The 22063-nt window shown below is 70.8% G+C and carries 19 protein-coding genes; 14 read left to right on the forward strand and 5 right to left on the reverse strand.

Annotated features, from left to right (window positions below; genetic code table 11):
* Positions 1 to 62 precede the first annotated feature (62 nt).
* The 9 genes from ACFRMN_RS19085 to ACFRMN_RS19125 all read left to right on the forward strand — a co-directional run bounded on the left by ACFRMN_RS19085 (position 63) and on the right by ACFRMN_RS19125 (position 11148).
* Positions 63 to 875 carry a TetR family transcriptional regulator gene (locus ACFRMN_RS19085; protein WP_383020789.1) on the forward strand — a complete coding sequence of 271 codons (813 nt, stop codon included), beginning with the start codon at positions 63 to 65 and terminating at the stop codon, positions 873 to 875.
* 422 nt (positions 876 to 1297) lie between these two features.
* Positions 1298 to 2671, forward strand: coding sequence for a crotonyl-CoA carboxylase/reductase (gene ccrA / locus ACFRMN_RS19090; RefSeq protein ID WP_383020792.1), 1374 nt, complete (start codon positions 1298 to 1300; stop codon positions 2669 to 2671).
* Between the two features lie 11 nt (positions 2672 to 2682).
* The gene (locus ACFRMN_RS19095) at positions 2683 to 4722 is read left to right on the forward strand and encodes a protein meaA (RefSeq protein ID WP_383020795.1); all 2040 of its coding nucleotides are present in this window, start codon (positions 2683 to 2685) and stop codon (positions 4720 to 4722) included.
* The gene (locus ACFRMN_RS19100; protein WP_383020797.1) at positions 4719 to 5711 is read left to right on the forward strand and encodes an HpcH/HpaI aldolase/citrate lyase family protein; all 993 of its coding nucleotides are present in this window, start codon (positions 4719 to 4721) and stop codon (positions 5709 to 5711) included. Before ACFRMN_RS19095 ends, ACFRMN_RS19100 begins: the two co-directional genes overlap by 4 nt.
* 2 nt (positions 5712 to 5713) lie before the next feature.
* Positions 5714 to 6220 carry a MaoC family dehydratase gene (locus tag ACFRMN_RS19105; protein ID WP_383020799.1) on the forward strand — a complete coding sequence of 169 codons (507 nt, stop codon included), beginning with the start codon at positions 5714 to 5716 and terminating at the stop codon, positions 6218 to 6220.
* Between the two features lie 7 nt (positions 6221 to 6227).
* On the forward strand, positions 6228 to 7433 hold the full coding sequence (locus ACFRMN_RS19110) for an acyl-CoA dehydrogenase family protein (protein ID WP_383020802.1): 1206 nt from the start codon (positions 6228 to 6230) through the stop codon (positions 7431 to 7433).
* 184 nt (positions 7434 to 7617) lie between these two features.
* Positions 7618 to 8265 (forward strand): phosphatidylserine decarboxylase, encoded by a 648-nt coding sequence (locus tag ACFRMN_RS19115; RefSeq protein WP_030350527.1) that lies wholly within the window; start codon positions 7618 to 7620, stop codon positions 8263 to 8265.
* Complete coding sequence (pssA, locus tag ACFRMN_RS19120; protein ID WP_383021050.1) at positions 8258 to 9133, forward strand: CDP-diacylglycerol--serine O-phosphatidyltransferase; 876 nt, start codon at positions 8258 to 8260, stop codon at positions 9131 to 9133. The genes ACFRMN_RS19115 and pssA overlap by 8 nt, the downstream gene beginning before the upstream one ends.
* A gap of 119 nt (positions 9134 to 9252) precedes the next feature.
* Positions 9253 to 11148, forward strand: coding sequence for an AMP-binding protein (locus ACFRMN_RS19125; protein WP_383020805.1), 1896 nt, complete (start codon positions 9253 to 9255; stop codon positions 11146 to 11148).
* On the opposite strand, the gene ACFRMN_RS19130 is transcribed toward ACFRMN_RS19125, so the two are convergent.
* Positions 11129 to 13000: a GNAT family N-acetyltransferase gene (locus ACFRMN_RS19130; protein WP_383020808.1), complete on the reverse strand. Its 1872-nt coding sequence runs from the start codon at positions 12998 to 13000 to the stop codon at positions 11129 to 11131. The genes ACFRMN_RS19125 and ACFRMN_RS19130 overlap by 20 nt on opposite strands.
* Before the next feature lie 66 nt (positions 13001 to 13066).
* Positions 13067 to 14224 (reverse strand): glycerate kinase, encoded by a 1158-nt coding sequence (locus ACFRMN_RS19135; protein WP_383020810.1) that lies wholly within the window; start codon positions 14222 to 14224, stop codon positions 13067 to 13069.
* 161 nt (positions 14225 to 14385) lie between these two features.
* Between ACFRMN_RS19135 and ACFRMN_RS19140 the strand changes: the two genes are divergently transcribed.
* From ACFRMN_RS19140 to ACFRMN_RS19160, 5 genes are all read left to right on the forward strand, one after another.
* Positions 14386 to 14907, forward strand: coding sequence for an NUDIX domain-containing protein (locus tag ACFRMN_RS19140; protein ID WP_383020812.1), 522 nt, complete (start codon positions 14386 to 14388; stop codon positions 14905 to 14907).
* Between the two features lie 77 nt (positions 14908 to 14984).
* On the forward strand, positions 14985 to 16193 hold the full coding sequence (locus tag ACFRMN_RS19145; RefSeq protein WP_383020815.1) for a MerR family transcriptional regulator: 1209 nt from the start codon (positions 14985 to 14987) through the stop codon (positions 16191 to 16193).
* A 32-nt stretch (positions 16194 to 16225) separates the two neighbouring features.
* A complete protein-coding gene (locus ACFRMN_RS19150) occupies positions 16226 to 16867 on the forward strand; it encodes a hypothetical protein (RefSeq protein ID WP_383020817.1) in 642 nt (213 codons plus the stop codon).
* Between the two features lie 122 nt (positions 16868 to 16989).
* Entirely contained in the window at positions 16990 to 18249 is a 1260-nt protein-coding gene (locus ACFRMN_RS19155; RefSeq protein ID WP_383020820.1) for a hypothetical protein, read from the forward strand.
* 156 nt (positions 18250 to 18405) lie between these two features.
* Complete coding sequence (locus tag ACFRMN_RS19160) at positions 18406 to 19128, forward strand: NAD-dependent deacetylase (protein ID WP_383020823.1); 723 nt, start codon at positions 18406 to 18408, stop codon at positions 19126 to 19128.
* A gap of 29 nt (positions 19129 to 19157) precedes the next feature.
* Here ACFRMN_RS19160 and ACFRMN_RS19165 read toward each other — a convergent pair whose 3' ends face one another.
* From ACFRMN_RS19165 to ACFRMN_RS19175, 3 genes are all read right to left on the reverse strand, one after another.
* Positions 19158 to 19682 (reverse strand): methylated-DNA--[protein]-cysteine S-methyltransferase, encoded by a 525-nt coding sequence (locus tag ACFRMN_RS19165; protein WP_383020825.1) that lies wholly within the window; start codon positions 19680 to 19682, stop codon positions 19158 to 19160.
* An 11-nt stretch (positions 19683 to 19693) separates the two neighbouring features.
* On the reverse strand, positions 19694 to 21202 hold the full coding sequence (locus tag ACFRMN_RS19170; RefSeq protein WP_383020827.1) for an AlkA N-terminal domain-containing protein: 1509 nt from the start codon (positions 21200 to 21202) through the stop codon (positions 19694 to 19696).
* Positions 21203 to 21267: 65 nt separating this feature from the next.
* Positions 21268 to 21852 carry an O-acetyl-ADP-ribose deacetylase gene (locus ACFRMN_RS19175; RefSeq protein WP_383020830.1) on the reverse strand — a complete coding sequence of 195 codons (585 nt, stop codon included), beginning with the start codon at positions 21850 to 21852 and terminating at the stop codon, positions 21268 to 21270.
* Positions 21853 to 22063: the final 211 nt, after the last annotated feature.

A 22063-nucleotide genomic window follows, 5' to 3' on the forward strand; every position in this document is an offset into this window, starting at 1 on the left:
GTACGGCCGGCGGCCCGGCCCCGCAGGCGCGCTCTCCTGCACCGATGCAGTACGTTCACCTCATGTCCCAGCCCGCCAAGTCCTCCCGTACGAACTCCAGGACCGACGTTCCGGAGAGTGCCGCCGGTACCCGCGCCGCCGCCCAACGGCTCAAGATGCGCCGCGAACTGGCGGCCGCGGCCATGGAACTGTTCGCGACCAAGGGGTACGAGGCGACGACCGTCGACGAGATCGCCGCGGCGGCGGGGGTGGCCCGCCGTACCTTCTTCCGGCACTTCCGCTCCAAGGAAGAGGCGATCTTCCCCGACCACGACGACACCCTCGTACGGGCGGAGGCGGTCCTCAACGCCGCCCCCGCCCATGAGCACCCGCTCGACACGGTCTGCCGGGGCATCAAGGAGGTCATGCGGATGTACGCGGCCTCCCCTGCGGTCTCCGTGGAGCGCTACCGGCTGACCCGTGAGGTCCCCACGCTCCGGGAGCGCGAGATCGCCTCGGTGGCCCGCTACGAGCGGCTGTTCACCCGCTATCTGCTGGGCCACTTCGACGAGCGCGACCACACCGACGGCAATGACGACCCGCTGCTGGCCGAGGTGGCCGCCTCCGCGGTCGTCACCGCGCACAATCATGTGCTGCGCCGCTGGCTGCGGGCCGGCGGCCAGGGCGATGTCGAGGCACAGCTCGACCACGCCTTCGCGATCGTGCGGGACACCTTCGGTACGGGCATCGGCGCGGGCCGGACCATCGGCGGCAAGCCGGAGCATGTGGCGGCCTCGGCGCGCACCACCGGCGACGTTCTGGTGGCGGTGGCGCACACCGACGCCCCGCTGGACGAGGTCATGCGCACCATCAGGCAGGCGCTCAGGAACGCCTGAGCGGTCCCCGGTCATCACCCGGCGCACCGGATCACGAGGTCCGGTGCGCTTTCGTCCGCCGGCGCCCGCCTACGCCATGCGCTCGCTTGACCGCGTCCGGTGATATTTGTCGCCGAATGAGCGGTAGACATTGCTCATGCGTGCCGTGCGGGTGACAAACGAGGGAAATTGTTGGCACCCAGTGCCTTGCCAGCTGTCACGGGGTGCCATACCGTGAAGTTGTCCGGCTGTTCCCGCAAGCCATCTCGCTTGTGCGCCAGGACGCCTGCGTCACAGGCACCTCCGCGCCCACCCGGCGCCGCCGATCAGCACGAAGCGAGCTCGATCAGCACCCGCACCCGCCGAACCGACGGCACACCTCCACCGCACCAGCAGGCAGCCCCCTCGCATCTCGCACCCTCAGCTTCGCCGGAGGCAACACCGTGAAGGAAATCCTGGACGCGATCCTGTCACCGGACAGTACGTCCGCCGACTTCGCCGCACTGCCGCTGCCCGGTTCGTACCGCGCGGTGACCGTGCACAAGGACGAGACGGAGATGTTCGCCGACCTCCCCACCCAAGAGAAGGACCCCCGCAAGTCGCTCCATCTCGACGAGGTCCCGGTGCCCGAACTCGGCCCCGGCGAGGCCCTGGTGGCCGTCATGGCCAGCTCCGTGAATTACAACTCCGTCTGGACCTCGATCTTCGAGCCGCTGCCGACCTTCGGCTTCCTGGAGCGGTACGGCAAGCTCAGCGAACTCGCCGCACGGCACGATCTGCCGTACCACGTCATCGGCTCGGACCTGTCCGGCGTCGTGCTGCGCACCGGGCCGGGTGTCAACACCTGGCATCCGGGCGACGAGGTCGTCGCGCACTGTCTCTCCGTCGAGCTGGAGTCGTCCGACGGCCACAACGACACGATGCTCGACCCCGAGCAGCGGATCTGGGGCTTCGAGACCAACTTCGGCGGTCTGGCGGAGCTGGCGCTCGTGAAGTCCAATCAGCTGATGCCCAAGGCCAGGCACCTCAGCTGGGAGGAGGCCGCGGCCCCCGGTCTTGTCAACTCCACCGCGTACCGCCAGCTGGTGTCCCGCAACGGCGCCGGGATGAAGCAGGGCGACAACGTGCTGATCTGGGGCGCGAGCGGCGGACTCGGCTCGTACGCCACGCAGTTCGCGCTGGCCGGCGGCGCGAACCCGGTCTGTGTCGTCTCCAGCGACCGGAAGGCGGAGCTGTGCCGGCGGATGGGCGCCGACGCGATCATCGACCGCGGCGCCGAGGACTACCGGTTCTGGAAGGACGAGCACCACCAGGATCCACGCGAGTGGAAACGCTTCGGCAAACACATCCGCGAACTGACCGGCGGCGAGGACGTCGACATCGTCTTCGAGCACCCGGGACGCGAGACCTTCGGCGCGAGCGTGTATGTGACCCGCAAGGGCGGCACGATCGTGACCTGCGCCTCCACCTCCGGCTACACCCACGAGTACGACAACCGCTATCTGTGGATGTCACTGAAGCGGATCGTCGGCTCGCACTTCGCCAACTACCGCGAGGCGTGGGAGGCCAACCGGCTGGTCGCCAAGGGGAAGATCCATCCCACCCTGTCGAAGGTGTACGCGCTGGAGGACACCGGCCAGGCCGCCCACGACGTGCACAGCAACCGCCACCAGGGCAAGGTCGGCGTGCTGGCGCTGGCACCGCGCGAGGGCCTCGGTGTGCGCGACCAGGAGCTGCGCGCACGCCATCTCGACGCCATCAATCTGTTCCGCGACGCTTCAGCGGCGCGGACGGCCCCCCACACCCGTGACAGCTGAGGGTTTCTTACATGCCTGATCGTCAGAAGGACCGGCCCTGGCTCATGCGGACGTACGCCGGTCACTCGACCGCCGAGGCGTCCAATGAGCTGTACCGGCGCAATCTCGCCAAGGGGCAGACGGGCCTGTCCGTCGCGTTCGATCTCCCGACGCAGACCGGCTACGACCCCGACCATGTCCTCGCCCGCGGCGAGGTCGGCCGGGTCGGGGTCCCGGTCTCCCACCTCGGCGACATGCGCCGGCTGTTCCAGGACATCCCGCTCGAACGTACGAACACCTCGATGACCATCAACGCCACCGCCATGTGGCTGCTGGCGCTCTATCAGGTGGTCGCGGAGGAGCAGGGCGCGGACATCGGCCGGCTCCAGGGGACGACACAGAACGACATCGTCAAGGAGTACCTTTCGCGCGGGACGCATGTCTTCCCGCCGGCGCCGAGCCTGCGGCTGACGACGGACATGATCACCTACGCGGTGAACCACATCCCCAAGTGGAATCCGATCAACATCTGCAGCTACCACCTCCAGGAGGCGGGGGCCACCCCGGTCCAGGAGATCGCGTACGCGATGTCCACTGCGATCGCCGTACTGGACGCGGTGTTCGCGTCCGGTCGGATCCCCGAGGAGCGCAGGGGGGATGTGGTCGGCCGGATCTCGTTCTTCGTCAACGCGGGGGTCCGGTTCATCGAGGAGATGTGCAAGATGCGGGCCTTCTCCCGTATCTGGGACCGGATCACCCAGGAGCGGTACGGCATCGAGAACGCCAAGCAGCGCCGCTTCCGCTATGGCGTCCAGGTCAACTCCCTGGGGCTGACCGAGGCGCAGCCGGAGAACAACGTCCAGCGGATCGTCCTCGAAATGCTCGCCGTGACACTCTCCAAGGACGCCCGCGCCCGTGCCGTGCAGCTGCCCGCCTGGAACGAGGCGCTGGGGCTGCCCCGCCCCTGGGACCAGCAGTGGTCGCTCCGTATCCAGCAGGTGCTGGCGCACGAGAGCGATCTGCTGGAGTACGCGGACATCTTCGAGGGCTCGCGGGTCATCGAGGCCAAGGTGGCGGACCTGGTCACCGAGTCCTTCGCGGAGATCGAGCGGATCGAGGCGATGGGCGGGGTGATGGCCGCCGTCGAGTCCGGCTATCTCAAGTCGCGGCTGGTCTCCTCGCACGCGGAGCGGCGGGCGCGGATCGAGTCGGGCGAGGAGAAGATCGTCGGCGTCAACTGCTACGAGTCCACGGAGCCCAACCCGCTCACCGCCGACCTCGACACCGCCATCATGACGGTCGATCCGGCGAACGAGGCCCGGGTGGTGACCGCTCTCCAGAACTGGCGGGTCAGCCGCGAGGAGGCACGGGCCACCGACGCGCTGACCGCCCTGAAGAAGGCCGCCGCGGGCACCGACAATCTGATGGCCGCCACCCTGGAGTGCGCGCGGGCCGGGGTGACGACCGGCGAGTGGTCCTGGGCTCTGCGGGACGTCTTCGGCGAGTTCCGCGCGCCCACGGGCGTCAGCGGCGCCCCGATCGCGGTCTCCGCGGAGGCGGGCACCGCGCTCGCGGCCGTACGGGAGAAGGTGGCCCGTACCGCCGAGGAGCTGGCCTCCGCGTCCGGCGCCCCGGGCGGCACCGGGCGGCGGCTGCGGCTGCTGGTCGGCAAGCCCGGTCTGGACGGGCACTCCAACGGCGCCGAGCAGATCGCTGTCCGCGCCCGCGACGCCGGCTTCGAGGTGGTCTACCAGGGCATCAGGCTCACGCCCGAACAGATCGTCAGTGCCGCGCTCGCCGAGGACGTGCACTGCGTGGGCCTGTCGATCCTGTCGGGCTCGCACGCCGCGCTGGTGCCCGAGGTCCTGACCCGGCTGCGCGAGGCGGGCGCGGGCGACATTCCGGTGATCGTCGGCGGGATCATCCCGAACGCCGACGCCGAGGAGCTGCGGGCGGCCGGAGTGGCCGCCGTCTTCACCCCGAAGGACTTCGGGATCACGGAGATCATCGGCCGTATCGTCGACGAGATCCGCACAGCGAACAAGCTCGACCCATGGGAGGTCCCCGCATGACCGCGCCTGTCACCACCGAGACGGCCACAACCGCCGCGAACCGGCTGCGTCCGCGCCGCTCGTGTCTCGCCGTACCGGGGTCGAACCCGCGCTTCCTGGAGAAGGCCCAGGGGCTGCCGGCCGACCAGGTCTTCCTGGATCTGGAGGACGCCTGCGCGCCGCTCGCCAAGGAGGGCGCCCGGCACACCATCGTCGACGCGCTCAACAAGGGCGACTGGACGGGCAAGATCCGGGTCGTACGGGTCAACGACTGGACGACGCACTGGACCTACCGCGATGTGATCACGGTGGTGGAGGGCGCGGGACACAATCTCGACTGCGTGATGCTGCCGAAGGTCCAGGACGCCCAGCAGATCATCGCCCTCGATCTGCTGCTCACCCAGATCGAGAAGACGATGGGCTTCGAGGTCGGCAGGATCGGTATCGAGGCGCAGATCGAGAACGCCAAGGGGCTGGTGAACGTCGACGGGATCGCCGCCGCCTCGCCGCGCCTTGAGACGATCGTCTTCGGTCCCGCCGACTTCATGGCCTCCATCAATATGAAGTCTCTCGTCGTCGGCCAGCAGCCGCCCGGCTATGGCGCGGACGCCTATCACTACATTCTGATGCGCATTCTGATGGCGGCCCGTACCCACGATCTCCAGGCGATCGACGGCCCCTACCTCCAGATCCGCGATGTGGACGGCTACCGCGAGGTGGCACGCCGGGCCGCGGCGCTGGGCTACGACGGCAAGTGGGTGCTGCACCCGGGCCAGATCGAGGCGTCGAACGAGATCTTCTCGCCCTCCCAGGAGGACTACGACCACGCCGAGCTGATTCTCGACGCGTACGAGTACTACACGTCGGAGGCGGGCGGCAAGAAGGGCTCCGCGATGCTCGGCGACGAGATGATCGACGAGGCGAGCCGCAAGATGGCACTGGTCATCTCGGGCAAGGGCCGGGCCGCGGGGATGCGGCGTACCACCTCGTTCGAAGCGCCGGAGGCATGACGATGCGGTTCGGACGCACCTTCGAGGAGTTCGAGGTCGGCGCGGTCTACAAGCACTGGCCGGGCAAGACGGTCACGGAGTACGACGACCATCTCTTCTGTCTGCTCACCATGAACCACCATCCGCTGCACCTGGACAGCAACTACGCGGAGAAGACGACGGACTTCGGGAAGAACGTCGTCGTGGGCAACTACGTCTACTCATTGCTGCTGGGCATGTCGGTGCCGGATGTCTCCGGGAAGGCCATCGCCAATCTGGAGGTGGAGTCGCTCCGGCATGTCGCGCCGACGTTCCACGGGGACACGCTCTACGGCGAGACGGTCGTACTGGAGAAGACGCCGTCGCGTTCGAAGAGCGACCGCGGAATCGTGTATGTGGAGACCCGGGGCTACACGCAGGACGGGACGCTGGTCTGCGTGTTCAGACGCAAGGTGATGGTCCCCACCGAGGCGTACATCAAGGAACGCGGCGGCGAACAGCCCGGCCGCCCCGAGCTGCGGGAGAAGTGACAGAGAGATGAGCCGACTCGCCCAGACAGCCGGGCTGACCGACATTCAGCGGGAGATCCTGTCGACCGTGAGGGACTTTGTCGACAAGGAGATCATCCCGGTCGCCACCGAGCTGGAGCACCGCGACGAGTACCCGGACCGGATCGTCGAGGGCCTCAAGGAGCTCGGCCTGTTCGGGCTGATGATCCCCGAGGAGTACGGCGGTCTGGGCGAGTCCCTGCTCACCTACGCGCTCTGCGTGGAGGAGATCGCCCGGGGCTGGATGTCCGTCTCCGGCATCATCAACACCCACTTCATCGTGGCGTACATGCTCAAGCAGCACGGCACCGAGGAGCAGCGGGCCGCCTTCCTGCCCCGGATGGCCGCCGGCGAGGTGCGTGGCGCGTTCTCGATGTCGGAGCCCGATCTCGGCTCGGACGTCGCGGCGATCACGTCCAAGGGGATCAGGGACGGCGACTCGTATGTACTGAACGGCCAGAAGATGTGGCTGACCAACGGCGGCACGTCCCATCTCGTCGCCGTGCTGTGCCGCAGCGACGAGGGGCACCCGGAAGGCACGGCTCCGCACAAGTCGATGACCACGTTCCTGGTCGAGAAGGAGCCCGGCTTCGGCGAGGTGCGGCCCGGTCTGACCATCCCGGGGAAGATCGACAAGATGGGCTACAAGGGGGTCGACACCACCGAGCTGATCATGGACGGACTACGCATTCCGGCCAATCGGGTGCTCGGCGGGTCCACCGGCCGAGGGTTTTACCAAATGATGGACGGCGTCGAGGTCGGCCGGGTGAATGTCGCGGCGCGTGGCTGCGGCGTCGCACAGCGCGCCTTCGAGCTCGGCGTCTCATATGCCCAGCAGCGTCACACTTTCGGCAAGCCCATCGCCCAGCACCAGGCGATCCAGTTCAAGCTGGCCGAGATGGCGACGAAAGTCGAGGCCGCCCATGCCATGATGGTCAACGCGGCACGCAAAAAGGACTCCGGGGAACGAAACGACCTGGAGGCAGGGATGGCGAAGTACCTCGCCTCCGAGTACTGCAAGGAAGTCGTCGAGGACGCCTTCCGTATCCACGGCGGTTACGGCTTCTCCAAGGAGTACGAGATCGAGCGCCTCTACCGCGAGGCGCCGATGCTGCTGATCGGCGAGGGTACCGCCGAGATCCAGAAAATGATCATCGGCCGCCGACTGCTGGAGGAGTATCGGTTCCAGGGTTGATTGTCGCTTTTATTGGCGTTTAATGGCGAAGAAGATCACACCCGGTCACCCTCCGGCGCATGCTTCAAGCCGCTCGACTCGGGCCCTGGCTTGCTCAGTTGCGGCTCGAAACCAGTACCATCGCTGGAAAGCCGCTGCCGTCCCCCCGTTGCCAGCGCGGCATCATCCGCTACGAAGGTCATCCATGCCCCACAGCCAAACCTCTGCACCACGCGGCCGCGTCCGCCTCGCGCGCGGAGCATCGCCGTGGCTCCTCCCGACCGTCGCCACCGCGGCGATCGGTCTTGTCCGCGCACGTCACTCGAAGCGCGCAGCGGTCCTCGCTGTGCCCGCCACCGCGCTCGCGGCGGGCATGCTGTGGTTCTTCCGCGACCCCGAGCGCGAGATCACCCAGGGCCGGGTCATCTCCCCGGCCGACGGTGTGGTGCAGAGCATCATGCCGTGGAAGGACGGGCGCACCCGGGTCGCCATCTTCATGAGCCCGCTGAACGTCCATGTCAACCGCGCACCCCTCGCGGGAACCGTGACGTCCGTGGAGCACATCCCCGGCGGATTCGTTCCGGCGTTCAACAAGGAGAGCGAGAACAACGAGCGCGTTGTCTGGCACTTCGACACTGAACTGGGCGACATCGAGATGGTGCAGATCGCCGGCGCGGTAGCCCGGCGCATCGTCCCGTATCTGCCCCAGGGGACCAAGGTGGAACAGGGCGAGCGCATCGGCCTGATCCGGTTCGGCTCGCGTGTCGACATCTACCTTCCGGAAGGTGTCGATGTGGCAGTCGAGGTCGGTCAGACCACGACCGCAGGGGTGACTCGAATTGACCGTGATTGATCCCGACACGCAAGCCGGCTGGGCCACGGAGGCCGAGGCCGAGGAGGAGGACGACGCGGAAGACATGCCGCTCTCACTGCGGCTGTCGATAGCGGACACCCTCACGCTCGGTAACGCCACCTGCGGCTTCATGGCCGTCTACTTCACCACCACCGGCATCCTCATCCCGCATCTCACGGGCAGCGACGAGAGCGGCATGGCGCGGCACTCCGCCGCGACGGCCGTGATCCTGATGCTGGCGGCGGCGATCTTCGACCTCTTCGACGGGCTCGTGGCGCGCAAGCTGCGCAGTTCGCCGATGGGCGCGGAGCTGGACAACCTCTCCGACCTGATCAGCTTCGGCCTCGCCCCGGCGTATTTCGTACTGGTGTACGGAATGGTGGCGGACGACGCGCATCAACGGGTCTCCGCGCTGGCGGCGATCGTCGTCCTGCTGGCCGTCGTGCTACGGCTGGCGAGATTCTCCTGCGTGACGATGAAGGACGGCATGTTCCAGGGGATGCCGAGCCCCTTCGGCGCCCTGACGGTCATCTCGATCGTCCTGCTTGAGCTGCCCTTCATCCCGACTCTGCTCGCCATCGTCGGGGTCGCCTGGCTGATGGTGAGCCGGGTCGAGTACCCCAAGCCGCGGGGCATCCTCGCGGTGGCGATGCTCAGCTGGATCGTGGCCGCGATGGGGCTGCTGGCGGCCTGGGCGTTCGAAGCGCCGGGTGGTCAGCTGCTGCTCCAGACCGGCTGTGCGCTCCAGGTGGTGACGGGAGCGGTGATCCCGCTCTTCGCCACGGCCCGGCGCGTGAACACGTTCCGCGACAACCGCCGCGAGGCACGGGCGGCGCATCGTGAGGCACGGGCGGCGCAGCTGCCGTAGAGGGGACCGTCGCCGTACGGCGAATGATCGTGAAGGGCCCGGACGCCTGTGCGCGTCCGGGCCCTTCCCCGTGTACTCCCCCTTCCGCGGGCCCCGCCCCTCTGGAATGATCGACCGCCATGACTGGGGGATCGATACATCAGCTCTTCGAGGAACGGGCACGGCGGGCGCCCGACCATATCGCCGCCATCACCGACAGTGACCGGATCAACTACGAGCGGCTTAACGACGACGCCGGACAGCTGGCGGCCTATCTCACCACGAACGCCGGACTGCCGGATTCCGGATCCACCGTCGCCATCTGTACGCGACGCCCGGCCGAGGTGCTGGTGTCGATCCTCGCCGTACTGAAGGCGGGCCACGCGTACGCCGTGCTGAACCCGAGCACTCCGGCCCAGGAACTGCACCGATTACTCGGCCTCGCCCGGGCCGGGGCCGTCATCACGAACGAATCGCTGCTGCCACGGGTCGATGACGGCCACGGCCGGACGGCCATCTGTCTGGACACCGACGCGACGGCCATCGCCCACGCGGGACCCGCCCTCCGGGATTCGGCCGGCGGGACGCCCGGCGGACCGGCCGCCGTACTGTTCACGGCGGGGACGACGGGCAGCCGCACGGCTGTCCCCACCGGGCACGACCGGCTGCTCGCCGCGTACGCCGCCTGGTCCGAGGTCTACGGGCTGTCGCCGGAGGACCGGCTGCTGGTGACCGCGCCGCCCGCGACCACCGAGTTCACCGGCGGCTGGATACGCGCCCTGTGCTCGGGCGCGACGCTGGTGCTCCCCGAACGGCCGATCACCGCCGAGCGGATCACAGCGGAACAGGTCACGGTCGCCGAAATGAGCCCCGCGACCGCCGCCCTACTGCTGGACGAGGAGCTGCCGTCCCTGCGACTGCTCGCGGTGGGCGGCGCACCGCTGCGACTCGATGAGCAGCTGCGGCTCCAGGGGCTGCTGCCGGCCACCGGGGCACGGGTGCTGAGTGTGTACGGGACGACGGAGGTCGCCGGCTGCGGTACGTGGTTCGAGCCCGAGCAGCTGCCCGGCCCCGTGGCGAACCCGGAGCGGGCCGCTTATCTGGGGCTGCCGTTCCCGGGGTGCGCGGCGGAGCTGCGCAAGGGGCAGGTCTGGCTCAGCCCGCCGGAGGGCGGCGACGCGGTCCCCACCGGTGACGCGGGCCGGCGGCAGGGCGAGGGGCCGATAGAGTTCCGCGGCAGGACGGCCGACCGGGTCACGATCGACGGCAGGACGGTCGACACCTACCGGATCGAGACGGCGCTGGCCGACCACCCGCACATCCAGGACGTGGTCATCGCCGGGGACCGGGGCCGCACCGGAAGCCGTCTGATCGCCTTCGTGGTGCCCAGCTCCGGGGCTCCGTTCGGCGCCGCGCCGGAGGCCTCCTCCCTGCGTGCCAGGCTCTCCGGCCTGGTCCCGGCGGGGGACGTCCCGGAGGCGGTGGTGCGCATCAGAGAGCTGCCGACGAACGCGGCCGGGAAGGTGAACCGGGAACAGCTGCCGCTGCCGCCGATCCCGGGGGCCGTGCGAGCGAGCGGCAAGAGCGGGACGGGCGAGGACACGACCGAGGGCGCGATCGCCGCCGCGGTCGGGGTCTCCGCCGGTTTTCTCGCCGCCGTGTTCACCGGCGTGATCTTCCCCGGCGCCACGGATGTGAGCGGGGTGCCGGCGCCGTGGAACGCGCTGTTCGTCCTGCTCTATCTGGCCGAATGGCTCGCCTTCGCCGTCGGGATGGGTTTCCTGGCGGTGGGCCGGGGGGTGATGCTGCGACGGAGCGAGTCGCGGGGGCTGACGGCCGCGGCCCATCTGGCGATCGTCTATCTGCTGGTGGCCTGGTGGCCGCAGGACAACCTCTACCGGCTGACCGCCAAGACGGACTGGCCGCGGCAGGCGGCTCTCGTCTGGGCCTTCAATGTGCCGCTGATGATCGCGGCGCTGATCGTGATGATCTGGGTGGTGGCGTCGCTGCCCGCCGTCAAGAAGCGGGACAAATAGATCCGGCGGGCCGGCCGGCGGGGGCGAATATCCGGCCGAGGTCCTGAGCCGCGCCGCGGACCAGCGCCTCGGCCGCGTCGAGACAGTCCGCCGTACGGGCGGCGAGCAGCACGCCCAGAAACGGGGCGGGGTCGAAGGCGGCCGTGGGGATCGAGGGCACGAGCAACGCACCGATCCCCGTGCAACGGTCCGTCAGTTCCTTCAGCCAGGCGATGAGTTCGCCGTCCGGGAGCCGGGCGCCGAGCGGAACGTGGTCCAGGGAGCGTACGAGATGATCGCCGCCCCTGGTCTCGTCGAGGCGGGCCTTCACGATGAAGGCGACGGACGGCCCCGTCAGCCGCAGATTGATCTCCGTCGGCGCGAGCCGGCCGTCCGTGGCGGTCACGAAATCGACGTCGTACCAGCCGCGGTAGCCGCTCGCGGCGAGTTCGAGGCCGACGGCGTGCCCGAACCGCAGGGCGATCGAGGCGGCCTGCTCCGGGACGGCGCCGGGGCCGACGGTCGCTCCCCGGTACGCCGTGTCCGTCACGTCCATCCGCGCCGCCCCGACGTCGTGCACCGTGCCGGCCGCGTCCACGAGGCCGTCGTAGGTGAGGTCGCGCGGGACGTCGCGCGGGAGGACATGCGACGGGTCGCCGTGACCGGAGACGGTACGAGGAGAGGCGGGGCGAGGGGAGGCGGGGCGAGGGGAGGCGGAGTCGTCCGTCAGGTAGTCCTCCACGAGGAGCGGGCCCCGGGGAAGCGCGCGCAGCACCGGCAGCAGAGCGCGTACGGACCTGACGACATGGGTACCCGAACCCCCCACGCCGTGCTCCGTCTTGACGACCCCGCCCTCACCGGAGCGGATCCGCGCGAGGAGCAGCCGGGCCGCCTCCCGGCGGTTGGCCGCCGTCCGCTGAAGAGGCACGGTGACGGCGGGGTACGCGGGGGCCAGCCGGTGGAAAAGGGCGTTGGCCGCGCTCTTGGACTCATAGCGCAGCGCCCCGAGAGGCAGGGGCTCCCCGGACAGCTCACCGGACGGTCCGGTGTGGCCCCACGGTACGAAGGGCAGCCCGAGCCCGCGCAGCCGGCGGGTGAGGGCGGGGCGGGCGAGGATCGCGGCGGCGAGCCCGGGGGGCGGGGCCTCGTCGGTGTGGGCGGTCTCGGCGGTGTGGGCGGCGCCGAGACCGTCGTACACCTCCACCGATTCCCAGGCCAGTTGGCGGCACAGCAGCTCGACCCAGCCCGGAGGCACGGTCTGGGGCAGCACGACCGCGGCCGGGTGCGGACTGCCCAGCGCGGCCAGACAGGAGTAGTGTCCGCTCGCCCGGCGCGCGAGCGGGGTCAGTTCGCCGAACTGCGCCTGGAACTCACCCACATTGCCGAGCTGTACGGTCCGCAGACCGCGTGTCCAGGCCCGTACCCAGGCCCTGCGCGGAGGCGGTTCCACCAGGAGCCGGGGCAGCGCGCCCCCGCCGGGGACGGGTCGCGCGCCCAGCGCCCGGTAGAAGTCCACCGCGTGCGGGTCGGAGTCGATGGTCAGCCGCTCGAAGCCCAACTCGCGTGCGGTGTCCAGGACATGGGCGTACAGGGCACGGCCGATGCCCAGGCCGAGCACACGGGGTTCCACGAAGAGCAGACCGAGCGTGCCGTCCGGGGCCCTGCCCTCCAGGGAGGCGACGCCCAGGGCTTCCCCGGACGTCTCGTCCTCGGCGACCACGATCCGACGGGCCGTCACCTCACCGGCTGAGACGGTCAGTTCGTCACGGCAGGCGGCCAGGAACGCTTCGTCGTAACCCCAGTGAGCCTTCGAGCGCAGCACCAGCGCGCTCAGCGCCCGCGCCTCGTCGGGGCGTGCCTCCCGTATTCGCACGCCCCGACTTTAGATGGTGTCCGGCCGGGTTCTGGTGTCCGGCCTGGCTCTGGTGTCCGGCCTGGTTCAGAGCAGGAAGTCCCGCGCGATCTCCGTCGCCAGGCGTTCCAGCAGCGGGCCCGCCTGTGCCATGGAGACGGCCGGGTCCGGTTCCAGCCCGCTGAGGGCGTAGGCGCGGCGGATGCCCGCCCTGCCCAGGGCCTCCGGTGGGAGGGTCAGCCGGCCGCAGACCGCGATGACCTCGATGTGGCGCGCGCGGGCCGCCGCCGCGACGCCCGCGGGGGCCTTGCCGTGCAGGGTCTGCTCGTCCAGGGAGCCTTCGCCCGTGATGACGAGGGTCGCCCGGGACAGGGCGTCGGCGAAGCCCAGTACGTCGAGCATGACCTCGATCCCGGGACGGAAGCCCGCGCCGAGTCCGACCAGCGCGCCGTAGCCGATGCCGCCGGCCGCGCCCGCGCCGGGCGAGAGCGCGAGAGCGGCGGCACGGGAGCCGACGCACGTCTCCAGGACCGTCGCGTAGTGGGCGAGGGCCGCGTCGAGGGTGGCGACATCGTCGGGGCTCGCCCCCTTCTGCGGCCCGTAGACGGCGGGGGCGCCCTTGGGGCCGGTCAGCGGATTGTCGACATCGCTGGCGAGAACGATCTCCGTACGGGCGAGCCGTTCGTCCAGACCGGAGAGGTCGGCGGTGGCGAGGTCGCGCAGCCCGCCGCCGCCCGGTCCCACGGGCTGTCCCGCCGCGTCCAGGAAGCGGGCGCCGAGCGCGGCGAGCATCCCGGCGCCGCCGTCGGTCGTGGCGCTGCCGCCGACACCGAAGACGATGGTGCGGGCGCCCGCGTCCAGCGCGGCGCGCAGCAGCTCGCCGGAGCCGTAGGTGGTCGCCGTCAGCGGCGCGAAGACCCCGTCGGGCAGGCACTGGAGGCCCGAGGCCTCCGCCATCTCGACGACGGCCGTACCGTCCCGCAGCGCGTAGGCCGCGGTCAGTTCGTCGCCGAGCGGTCCGGTGACCCGTACCTCGCGTCGTTCGAAACCGGCGGCCACGGCCGCCGCGACCGTACCGTCGCCGCCGTCCGCGACGGGCAGGGTCTCCACCGCCACCTCGGGGACGATCCGACGCAGCCCCGCCGTCACCCGCTCCGCGACCTGTACGGCCGTGAGGGAACCCTTGAACTTGTCCGCCGCGATGAGCACGCGTGCGGCCTCCGTTACTGCTCCGTCCGTCACCATGTATCCCTTTGCTCTTCGAACAGGCAGTCGCGCCGTTCCCGACCCTATCCGGACGGCGGCTCCGTGCCCATAGGCCGCCGTCGCGCGGCTATGGGCGCCCACCTGCGGTGCCCGTCCCCGCCTGCGGACACGCTCCGCGGACACGACCTAGGCTTACCCGTGTGACACACACCGATACGGATTCCGGGACCGATACCGACTACGCCACGTATATCGCGGGGCTCCCCCGCGTCCTCGCCGGTGCGGCCGTGCTGTTCAGGGACGGCGCGGGGCGCGTGCTGATCGTCGAGCCCAACTACCGGGACGGCTGGGCGCTGCCCGGCGGGACCATCGAGTCCGACGACGGCGAGACCCCTCGCCAGGGCGCCCGGCGGGAGACCCTGGAGGAGATCGGCCTCGACATCGAGCCGGGGCGGCTGCTGGCGATCGACTGGGTGGAGGGGAAGGCCCGGCCGCCGATCGCCGCGTATCTGTACGACGGCGGGGTGCTGGACGACGAGCGGCTGGCGGCGATCCGGCTCCAGGAGGAAGAGCTGCTGTCGTGGCGGCTGCTTGACCGCGCCGAGGTCCCGGCGTATCTGCCGGGCTCACTCGGGCTGCGGGTACTGGCCGCACTCGACGTACTGGATTCCGGCGCGGGCGCGGTGGAGCTGGAGAACGGGCACCGGGCCGGCTCCTCGTGAGACCGGCGTCGGTGGGAGTCCCGGCGCGGAGTTGGGCAGTTGACCTTCAGGTTGGCTGAACGTCGACAATCACCGGCATGGACCTCTCCACGGACGGAACCACCGGCAGCAGCAGCGACAGCACCACCGACGGCACCGCGCGCGGCACCGCTCATCTGCTCGGCATCAGCGCCTTCGCCCGGCGCGTCGGCCTCGCGCCGAGCGCACTGCGTTTCTACGACGACTGCGGTGTGCTGCGGCCCGCCCGCGTCGATCCGACGACGGGATACCGCTTCTACCGCCCCGACCAGGACATCCGGGCCCGGCTGCTGCGGAGCCTGCGAGCCGCGGGGCTGCCGCTGGCGGAGGTCACCGTCGTACTCGACGGCGACGAGGGCGAGGCCCGCGCCGTGCTGGAGCGGCACCGGAACACCGTACGGGACCGGACGCGGACGGCCGACGCCACGATCGAGGCGGTGCTGCGGTCCCTCTCCGGCAACGGAACGCGTACGGATTCCGGGGCCGGAGCCGATTGCGGGGCCGTCACGCTCGTACGGCTCGGGGGCGTGGAGCTGGCCGGCGCGTTCCGCCAGGTCGTGCCGGCGGTCGGGGATGACCCCGAGCACCCGGAACTCGGCTGTGTCCTCGTCGAGATCGACGGCGGCGAAGTCCGGCTGGTGGCCACCGACCGCTACCGGCTGTCGACGCGGGTCCTGAGACCGGTGGCGGCCGTGGAGGGGCCCGCCCGTCGACTGCTGCTGACCGCCGACTCCCTGCCCGGGATCGGGGCGTGGGCCGTGCGGTACGCCGCCGTGACGATCGAGGCGGGCCCGGACGGGGCCACGCTCCACGAGACGGGGGGCACCGCTTCCCGTGAACTCCCCGTCTCGACCGCTCTGTTCCCCGCGTACCGCGAGATGCTGTCGGCGCTGACGCCGCCTCGGCACCGGCTGCTCGTGGACCGGCCGGCCCTGCTCGACGCGGTCAACGGCTGCGGCGAGACACCGGCGATCGTCCTGCGGACCCCAGGGCGTGTCCTCGACCCTGTCCCGGGCGAGGACGAGGTGGCCGTCTCCCTGCCCGATCACTCCCGGGCCACGGTGCTGCCGGCCGTCCGCCACGGCGAACAGCCCCTGCGGATCGGCTTCGACCCCGCCGTACTGGCCCCGGCCCTGGAGGCGAGCGTCGGCCCCGACGTTCTGCTGGAGATCGCCACCGTCACCGAGCCGGTGGTGGTGCGCTCGGCGGACCAGGGGAGCTTCACCACGCTGGTGATGCCCGTCAGCCTCGACCGCGCCGCCGTCTGACCGGCAAGAAAGAGGGAAAAGAGGGAGTGGACATGGACCCCGAGAACCCCGTCGTACAACTCTGCGCACAGGGCATGAAGGCGGAGACCGAGGGCCGGGAGGCCGACGCGCGCGCGTTGTTCCTCCGAGCCTGGGAAGCGGCCGGGGACGACTTCGAGGCATGCGTCGCCGCGCACTATCTCGCGCGCCATCAGCCGACCCCGGAGGAGACCCTTCACTGGAACCAGGAGTGTCTGACCCGCGCCGACCGGGTCGGCGACGAACGCGTCCGCGGCTTCTACGCCTCCCTGCACGGCAACATGGGCCGGGCCCAACTCGCGCTCAGCAGGCCGGGACCGGCCCGTGCGCACTTCCGCTCGGCGGCCGGGTGTCTTGACGACGTACCGCCCGGCCCGTACCGGGAGTGGGTCCGGCTCTGCGTCGCCAGGGGGCTGCGGGCCACCGACGACGCGCCCGCGGCGGACGATCCGGTCCGTGACCTGCTGACGCGGTTGTGCGCCCGCGCCGATCTCGAAGCGCTGAGTCTGCTCCTCCCCGCCTATATGGGCAGCCTCGGCACACCCGAGGACGAGGAACGCCTCACCACCGCCCTGCGGATGCTCCACGCCGAGAAGCGGCTGCCCGCTCCGGAACAGTCCGCGCTGAGCGAGGCCATCACGCTGCGCGCCGCCTGAACCCGGCGCCCCGGGTGGGTGGTTGACGGTCCGCCAGGGGCGTTCCTCCACGTTCATTCCGCGTTGGTCCTCCGTGCACGGCGGCCCGGCATCATCCTGGAGTCCCAGGACTCGGAGGCATCATGCGAAGGCATCCACGCGGCCGGTTCGCGGCCCTGTTCATGTCCGTGGTCGTGGTGTCGGCCGTCGTCGCCGGCGTCGGCACGGCGCAGGCGGTGACCCCCTCCGAGGCCGGGCCGCCCGCCGCGCCGCCCGCCTCCCTGCCCGGCCGTCCCACCGCGCCGCCGGCCCGTGTCGACGGCGGTACGTGGCAGTCCGGCCATCTCCAGGGCATGGCCATCGACCGCCGCAAGGGCCGTATGTACTTCTCCTTCACCAACCTCCTGGTGAAGACGGATCTGGCCGGCAAGCCCCTCGGCTCCGTCACCGGCTTCACCGGCCACCTCGGTGACCTGGACTTCAACGAGGAGGACGGGCGGGTCTACGGCTCGCTGGAGTACAAGGCCGCGAAGGCGTTCTACATCGCGGTCTTCGACGGGGACCGCATCACGCGGATGAACATGGACGCCGCGTCCACCGGCGTGGTCTCCACCGTCCATCTCCAGGAGGTCGTGGAGGACTACACGGCCGACATGAACGGGGACGGCGTCTTCGACGGCGACACCGCCAAGACCCCCGACCACCGGTACGGATGCAGTGGCATCGACGGCGTCGCGTTCGGGCCCTCCTTCGACCGCGAGGGCGGTACGAAGCTGACCGTCGCGTACGGGGTCTACGCCCACACCGGCCGCCAGGACAACGACAATCAGGCCCTGCTCCAGTACGACGTCCGGCAGTGGAAGCGGTACGAGCGACCGCTGACGGAGGACGCCCCGCACACGAGCGGCCCGTCCTCCCCCGACGGCAAGTACTTCGCGTACACCGGGAACACCACGTACGGCGTGCAGAACCTGGAGTACGACGCGGAGAGCGGCAATTGGCTGATGGCCGTGTACAAGGGCACGAAGCCGGGCTTCCCGAACTACTCGCTCTTCGTCCTCGACGGCTCGAAGCGGCCCGTGTGGGGCACCGTCCCGGGCCAGCGGCCCTCCGAGCGCGGGCAGTTGCTGTCGCTCCTGCCGCGCGGGCTGCATGACGCGGCGTCCGGGGTGTACGGCTGGGAGTCGGCCGGACAGTACGGGCTGATCTCGCTGGGCGGCGGCCGCCACTACGTCGCCGAGGCCGGTACGGTCCAGGTCGACGGCGTCACCCGGCAGACCGGCCGCGCCGTCCTGCACCGCTGGACGGGGCTGATCCCGAACCCCTTCGCGCCCGTGACACCGGCGCCGCCGGTCAGGCCCGTACCGCAGGCGGGGCCCCAACGGCTGGTGCCGCGTCCCTGACCCGGCGGGGTATCGGCTCCGACCGGCGGGGAATCCGCTCCGACCGGCGGGGAATCGGCTCTGACCGGCGGGGAATCCGCTCTGACCAGCGAGTTATCCGCTCTGACCGGCGGTTATCCGCTCGCCGCCGCCGGCCTCGCTGCGTACGCTCGCGGCATGACTCTCGTCGCGATCCTCAGCGGTGCCGGGATCTCCACGGACTCCGGCATCCCCGACTACCGTGGGCCGGGCGGCCTGTGGCGGCGCGATCCCAGTGCCGAGAAGCTTGTCACCTACGACTCGTACATGACGGATCCGGAGATCCGCCGCCGCTCCTGGCGGATGCGGAGCGAGAGCCCCACGCTGCGCGCCGAGCCCAATGCCGCGCACCGGGCGGTGGCCGAGCTGGCGCGGGCGGGGACGGCGGTCCGGGTGATCACCCAGAATGTGGACGGGCTCCATCAGCTGGCCGGGCTGCCCGCCCGTAAGGTGCTCGAACTCCACGGCACGGCACGGTCGGTGAGCTGTACGGGGTGTCACGCGCGCTCCTCCATGGCCGACGCGCTCGCGCGGGTGGCGGCCGGTGAGACGGACCCGCCCTGTCTGGAGTGCGGCGGGATCCTCAAGTCGGCGACGGTGATGTTCGGCGAACGGCTCGACCCCGAGGTACTGGCCCAGTCGATGGCGATCGCCAAGGCGTGCGAGGTGTTCCTCGCGGTCGGTTCGACCCTTCAGGTGCAGCCGGCCGCCTCGCTCGTCGGGATCGCCGCCGACCATGGAGCCCGGCTGATCGTGGTCAACGCCGAGCCGACGCCCTACGACGACCGCGCCGACGAGATCGTCCGCGAGCCGATCGGTACGGCGCTGCCCGCGCTGCTGAAGCGGTTCCACCCCCGCTGACCGGCACGGGCCGACCGGGGTGGGCGCGTTCAGAAGAGCGTGGCGGTGGCGGGAGCCCCGGCCGCCGCTCCTTCGAAGACCAGCAGCCGCTGCTTGCGGTCGAGCCCGCCGCCGTAGCCGGTGAGTCCACCGGTCGAGCCGATCACCCGATGGCACGGCACGATGATGCCGACCGGGTTCTTGCCGTTGGCCAGCCCCACCGCGCGCGAGGCGCCCGGCTTGCCCAGGGACTCGGCCAGTTCGCCGTACGAACGCGTCTCGCCGTACGGGATCCGCTGGAGCCGGGCCCACACCTCGCGCTGGAACGGGGTGCCGTTGAGCCGCAGGGGCAGATCGAACTCGGTCAGCTCACCGTCGAAGTACGCGCCGAGCTGTCGCACCACCTCGGGGAAGGGGCCCGGGTCCGGCTCCCCGAAGGTCTCCTCCGGCGGGCGATGCCGCTGCCCGACCATGTAGAGGCCGCTCAGCGAGCCGTCGGTGGCGACCAGGGTCAGTGGTCCGTAGGGGCTGTCGATCACCGTGTGGACGATGTGCTGCCCAGATTCCGCTGTCATGGCGAACTTCCTTACGCGGGAAGGTGGTTGATGGCGTGGTCCTCGGTGGCCCACAGATACTGCACGGCATACGCCCGCCAGGGCCGCCACGCGGCGGCGCGTGCGGTGAGCGCGGCGGGTGTGGACGGCAGGCCGAGGCCCGCCGCGGCCCGGCGCATACCGAGGTCCGTGGGCAGGAACGCGTCCGGGTCGCCGAGCGCGCGCATGGCGATCACCTCGACCGTCCACGGCCCGAACCCGGGCAGGGCGATGAGCTGTTCCCGCGCCCGGTCCCAGTCGCTGTCGGGGCCGAGCCGGAGCGAGCCGTCGGCGAGGGCCGCGACCAGCGTGGTGAGGGTGGTCCGTCTGCTGCGCGGCAGGGCCAGCGCCTCGGGGTCGAGTCCGGCCAGGGCCTCCGGGGCCGGGAAGAGATGGGTGAGCCCGCCCTCGGGGTCGTCGACCGGCACGCCGTGCGCCGTGACCAGCCGGGCCGCGTGGGTGCGGGCCGCGGCGGTGGAGACCTGCTGTCCGAGCACGGCGCGCACGGCGAACTCGGCGGCGTCCACGGTACGGGGCACGCGCCGCCCCGGCGCCTTGTCGACCAGTGGGGTCAGCCGCGGGTCCGCGCGCAGTTGTTCGTCCACGGCCACCGGGTCGGCGTCCAGGTCGAGCATCCGGCGGCAGCTGCTGATGGCGAGCGTGAGATCGCGCGGATCGGTGAGCGAGAGCCGGCACGCGATGTGGTCGGGGCGCGGGGTGAGGGCGACGATGCCGTGTCCGTACGGGAGGGAGAGCGTGCGGCGGTACGCGCCGTCCCGCCACTCCTCCACGCCCGGTACCGCGGTCGCGGCGAGATGTCCGAAGAGGTTGTCCGGGTTGAGGGGCGCCCGGAACGGCAGCCGCAGCGAGATCGCCCCGGGCGTGGTCGCCGGCTCCGTACCGCGTGTGCCGTGTGCGCCGCGTGTGCTGTGTGCGCCTCGTGCGCCTCGTGCGCGCAGTTCGCTCGGTGACAGCGCGAACACCTCGCGGACGGTGTCGTTGAAGGCCCGGATCGAGGAGAAGCCGGCCGCGAAGGCGATGTCCGCCATGGGGAGGCCCGTCGTCTCGATCAGCAGCCGGGCGGTCTGCGCGCGCTGGGCGCGGGCCAGGGCGAGCGGCCCCGCGCCCAGTTCGGCGAGGAGCTGCCGCTCGATCTGGCGTGCCGAGTAGCCGAGCCGGCCGGCCAGTCCGGGAACGCCCTCGCGGTCGACCACACCGTCCTGGATGAGCCGTACGGCGCGGGCGACGGTGTCGGCGCGGGCGTTCCACTCCGGGGAACCGGGGCTGGTGTCGGGCCTGCACCGCTTGCAGGCGCGGAACCCGGCCTGCTGGCAGGCGGCGGCGCTGGGGTAGAACGTCATGTTCTCGGCCTTGGGCGGTACGACGGGACAGCTGGGCCGGCAGTAGATCCCCGTGGTCAGGACCGCGGTGAAGAACCAGCCGTCGAACCGCGCGTCCTTGGACCGGACGGCCCGCACACAGCGCTCGGTATCGGTGTACATGGCTCCAGCATCCGTGACGCGGGGGCTCCCGGCTGGCAGGAATCCGACATCAGCCTTCGGACGGCTCACGCGTCCAGGGCTGCCAGCGCCGTCTCGAACGCCGCGTGGGCCCGCAGTTCGAAGAGCACGAACCGCACTTCCTCGAAGGTCTGCCCTCCGGCCCTCCCCTCCCCGGCCCGATTCGCCGGAGCCTTCGTGGTTTCCCGGGCCGCGAGGGTCTCCTTGACGGTACGCACGGCGATCCGGGCCCCGTCGTCCAGCGGCCACCGGAGATTGCCGGTGGAGACCGCGGGCAGCGCGACCGTACGCGCCCCCAGCTCGGCCGCGACCTCCAGCGACGTGCGGTAGCAGGAGGCGAGCAGGCTCGACCGGTCGTCGTATCTGTCCCAGCGCGGTCCTACGGTGTGGATCACCCAGCGGGCCTGGAGACGGCCCGCCGTGGTGGCGACGGACTGCCCGGTGGCCAGCCCGCGGCTGTACCGGGACGCGCGCAACTCACGGCACGCCAGCGTGAGAGCCGGTCCGGCGCCGGCGTGGATCGCGCGGTCGACACCGGAGGAGCCGCCCAGCAGCGTGAAGTTCGCGGCGTTGACGAGAGCGTCGACGCGCTGGTGGGTGATGTCTCCGAGGACAAGGGTCAGCTTCGTCATGTTCGCGGCCTCCTAGGCCCTGTCTTCAAAGTCCCGCCTGCTCGGCGACGCCCGGCACGCACGCTCGCCGCGTTGTCGGGATCACCCCAGTACATCCAGTACTGGGGCGACCCTCCGCCTTGCGATCGCACGCACCGACCGCCGCCGAGCCCGCCCTCCGGGCGGACGGCGCTACTTTGAAGACAGGACCTAGGGGCGCGGCACGGGCCCT

The organism is Streptomyces sp. NPDC056835, from assembly GCF_042789485.1.
Taxonomy (GTDB): domain Bacteria; phylum Actinomycetota; class Actinomycetes; order Streptomycetales; family Streptomycetaceae; genus Streptomyces.

Excerpts from the sequence above, each read along its gene's own strand:
- ACFRMN_RS19085 (WP_383020789.1), top strand. The coding sequence starts at position 63 with ATGTCCCAGCCCGCCAAGTCCTCCCGTACGAACTCCAGGACCGACGTT.
- ACFRMN_RS19095 (WP_383020795.1), top strand. The coding sequence starts at position 2,683 with ATGCCTGATCGTCAGAAGGACCGGCCCTGGCTCATGCGGACGTACGCC.
- ACFRMN_RS19100 (WP_383020797.1), top strand. The coding sequence starts at position 4,719 with ATGACCGCGCCTGTCACCACCGAGACGGCCACAACCGCCGCGAACCGG.
- ACFRMN_RS19105 (WP_383020799.1), top strand. The coding sequence starts at position 5,714 with ATGCGGTTCGGACGCACCTTCGAGGAGTTCGAGGTCGGCGCGGTCTAC.
- ACFRMN_RS19110 (WP_383020802.1), top strand. The coding sequence starts at position 6,228 with ATGAGCCGACTCGCCCAGACAGCCGGGCTGACCGACATTCAGCGGGAG.
- ACFRMN_RS19115 (WP_030350527.1), top strand. The coding sequence starts at position 7,618 with ATGCCCCACAGCCAAACCTCTGCACCACGCGGCCGCGTCCGCCTCGCG.
- ACFRMN_RS19125 (WP_383020805.1), top strand. The coding sequence starts at position 9,253 with ATGACTGGGGGATCGATACATCAGCTCTTCGAGGAACGGGCACGGCGG.
- ACFRMN_RS19135 (WP_383020810.1), bottom strand. The coding sequence starts at position 14,224 with ATGGTGACGGACGGAGCAGTAACGGAGGCCGCACGCGTGCTCATCGCG.
- ACFRMN_RS19145 (WP_383020815.1), top strand. The coding sequence starts at position 14,985 with ATGGACCTCTCCACGGACGGAACCACCGGCAGCAGCAGCGACAGCACC.
- ACFRMN_RS19150 (WP_383020817.1), top strand. The coding sequence starts at position 16,226 with ATGGACCCCGAGAACCCCGTCGTACAACTCTGCGCACAGGGCATGAAG.
- ACFRMN_RS19155 (WP_383020820.1), top strand. The coding sequence starts at position 16,990 with ATGCGAAGGCATCCACGCGGCCGGTTCGCGGCCCTGTTCATGTCCGTG.
- ACFRMN_RS19160 (WP_383020823.1), top strand. The coding sequence starts at position 18,406 with ATGACTCTCGTCGCGATCCTCAGCGGTGCCGGGATCTCCACGGACTCC.
- ACFRMN_RS19165 (WP_383020825.1), bottom strand. The coding sequence starts at position 19,682 with ATGACAGCGGAATCTGGGCAGCACATCGTCCACACGGTGATCGACAGC.
- ACFRMN_RS19170 (WP_383020827.1), bottom strand. The coding sequence starts at position 21,202 with ATGTACACCGATACCGAGCGCTGTGTGCGGGCCGTCCGGTCCAAGGAC.
- ACFRMN_RS19175 (WP_383020830.1), bottom strand. The coding sequence starts at position 21,852 with ATGACGAAGCTGACCCTTGTCCTCGGAGACATCACCCACCAGCGCGTC.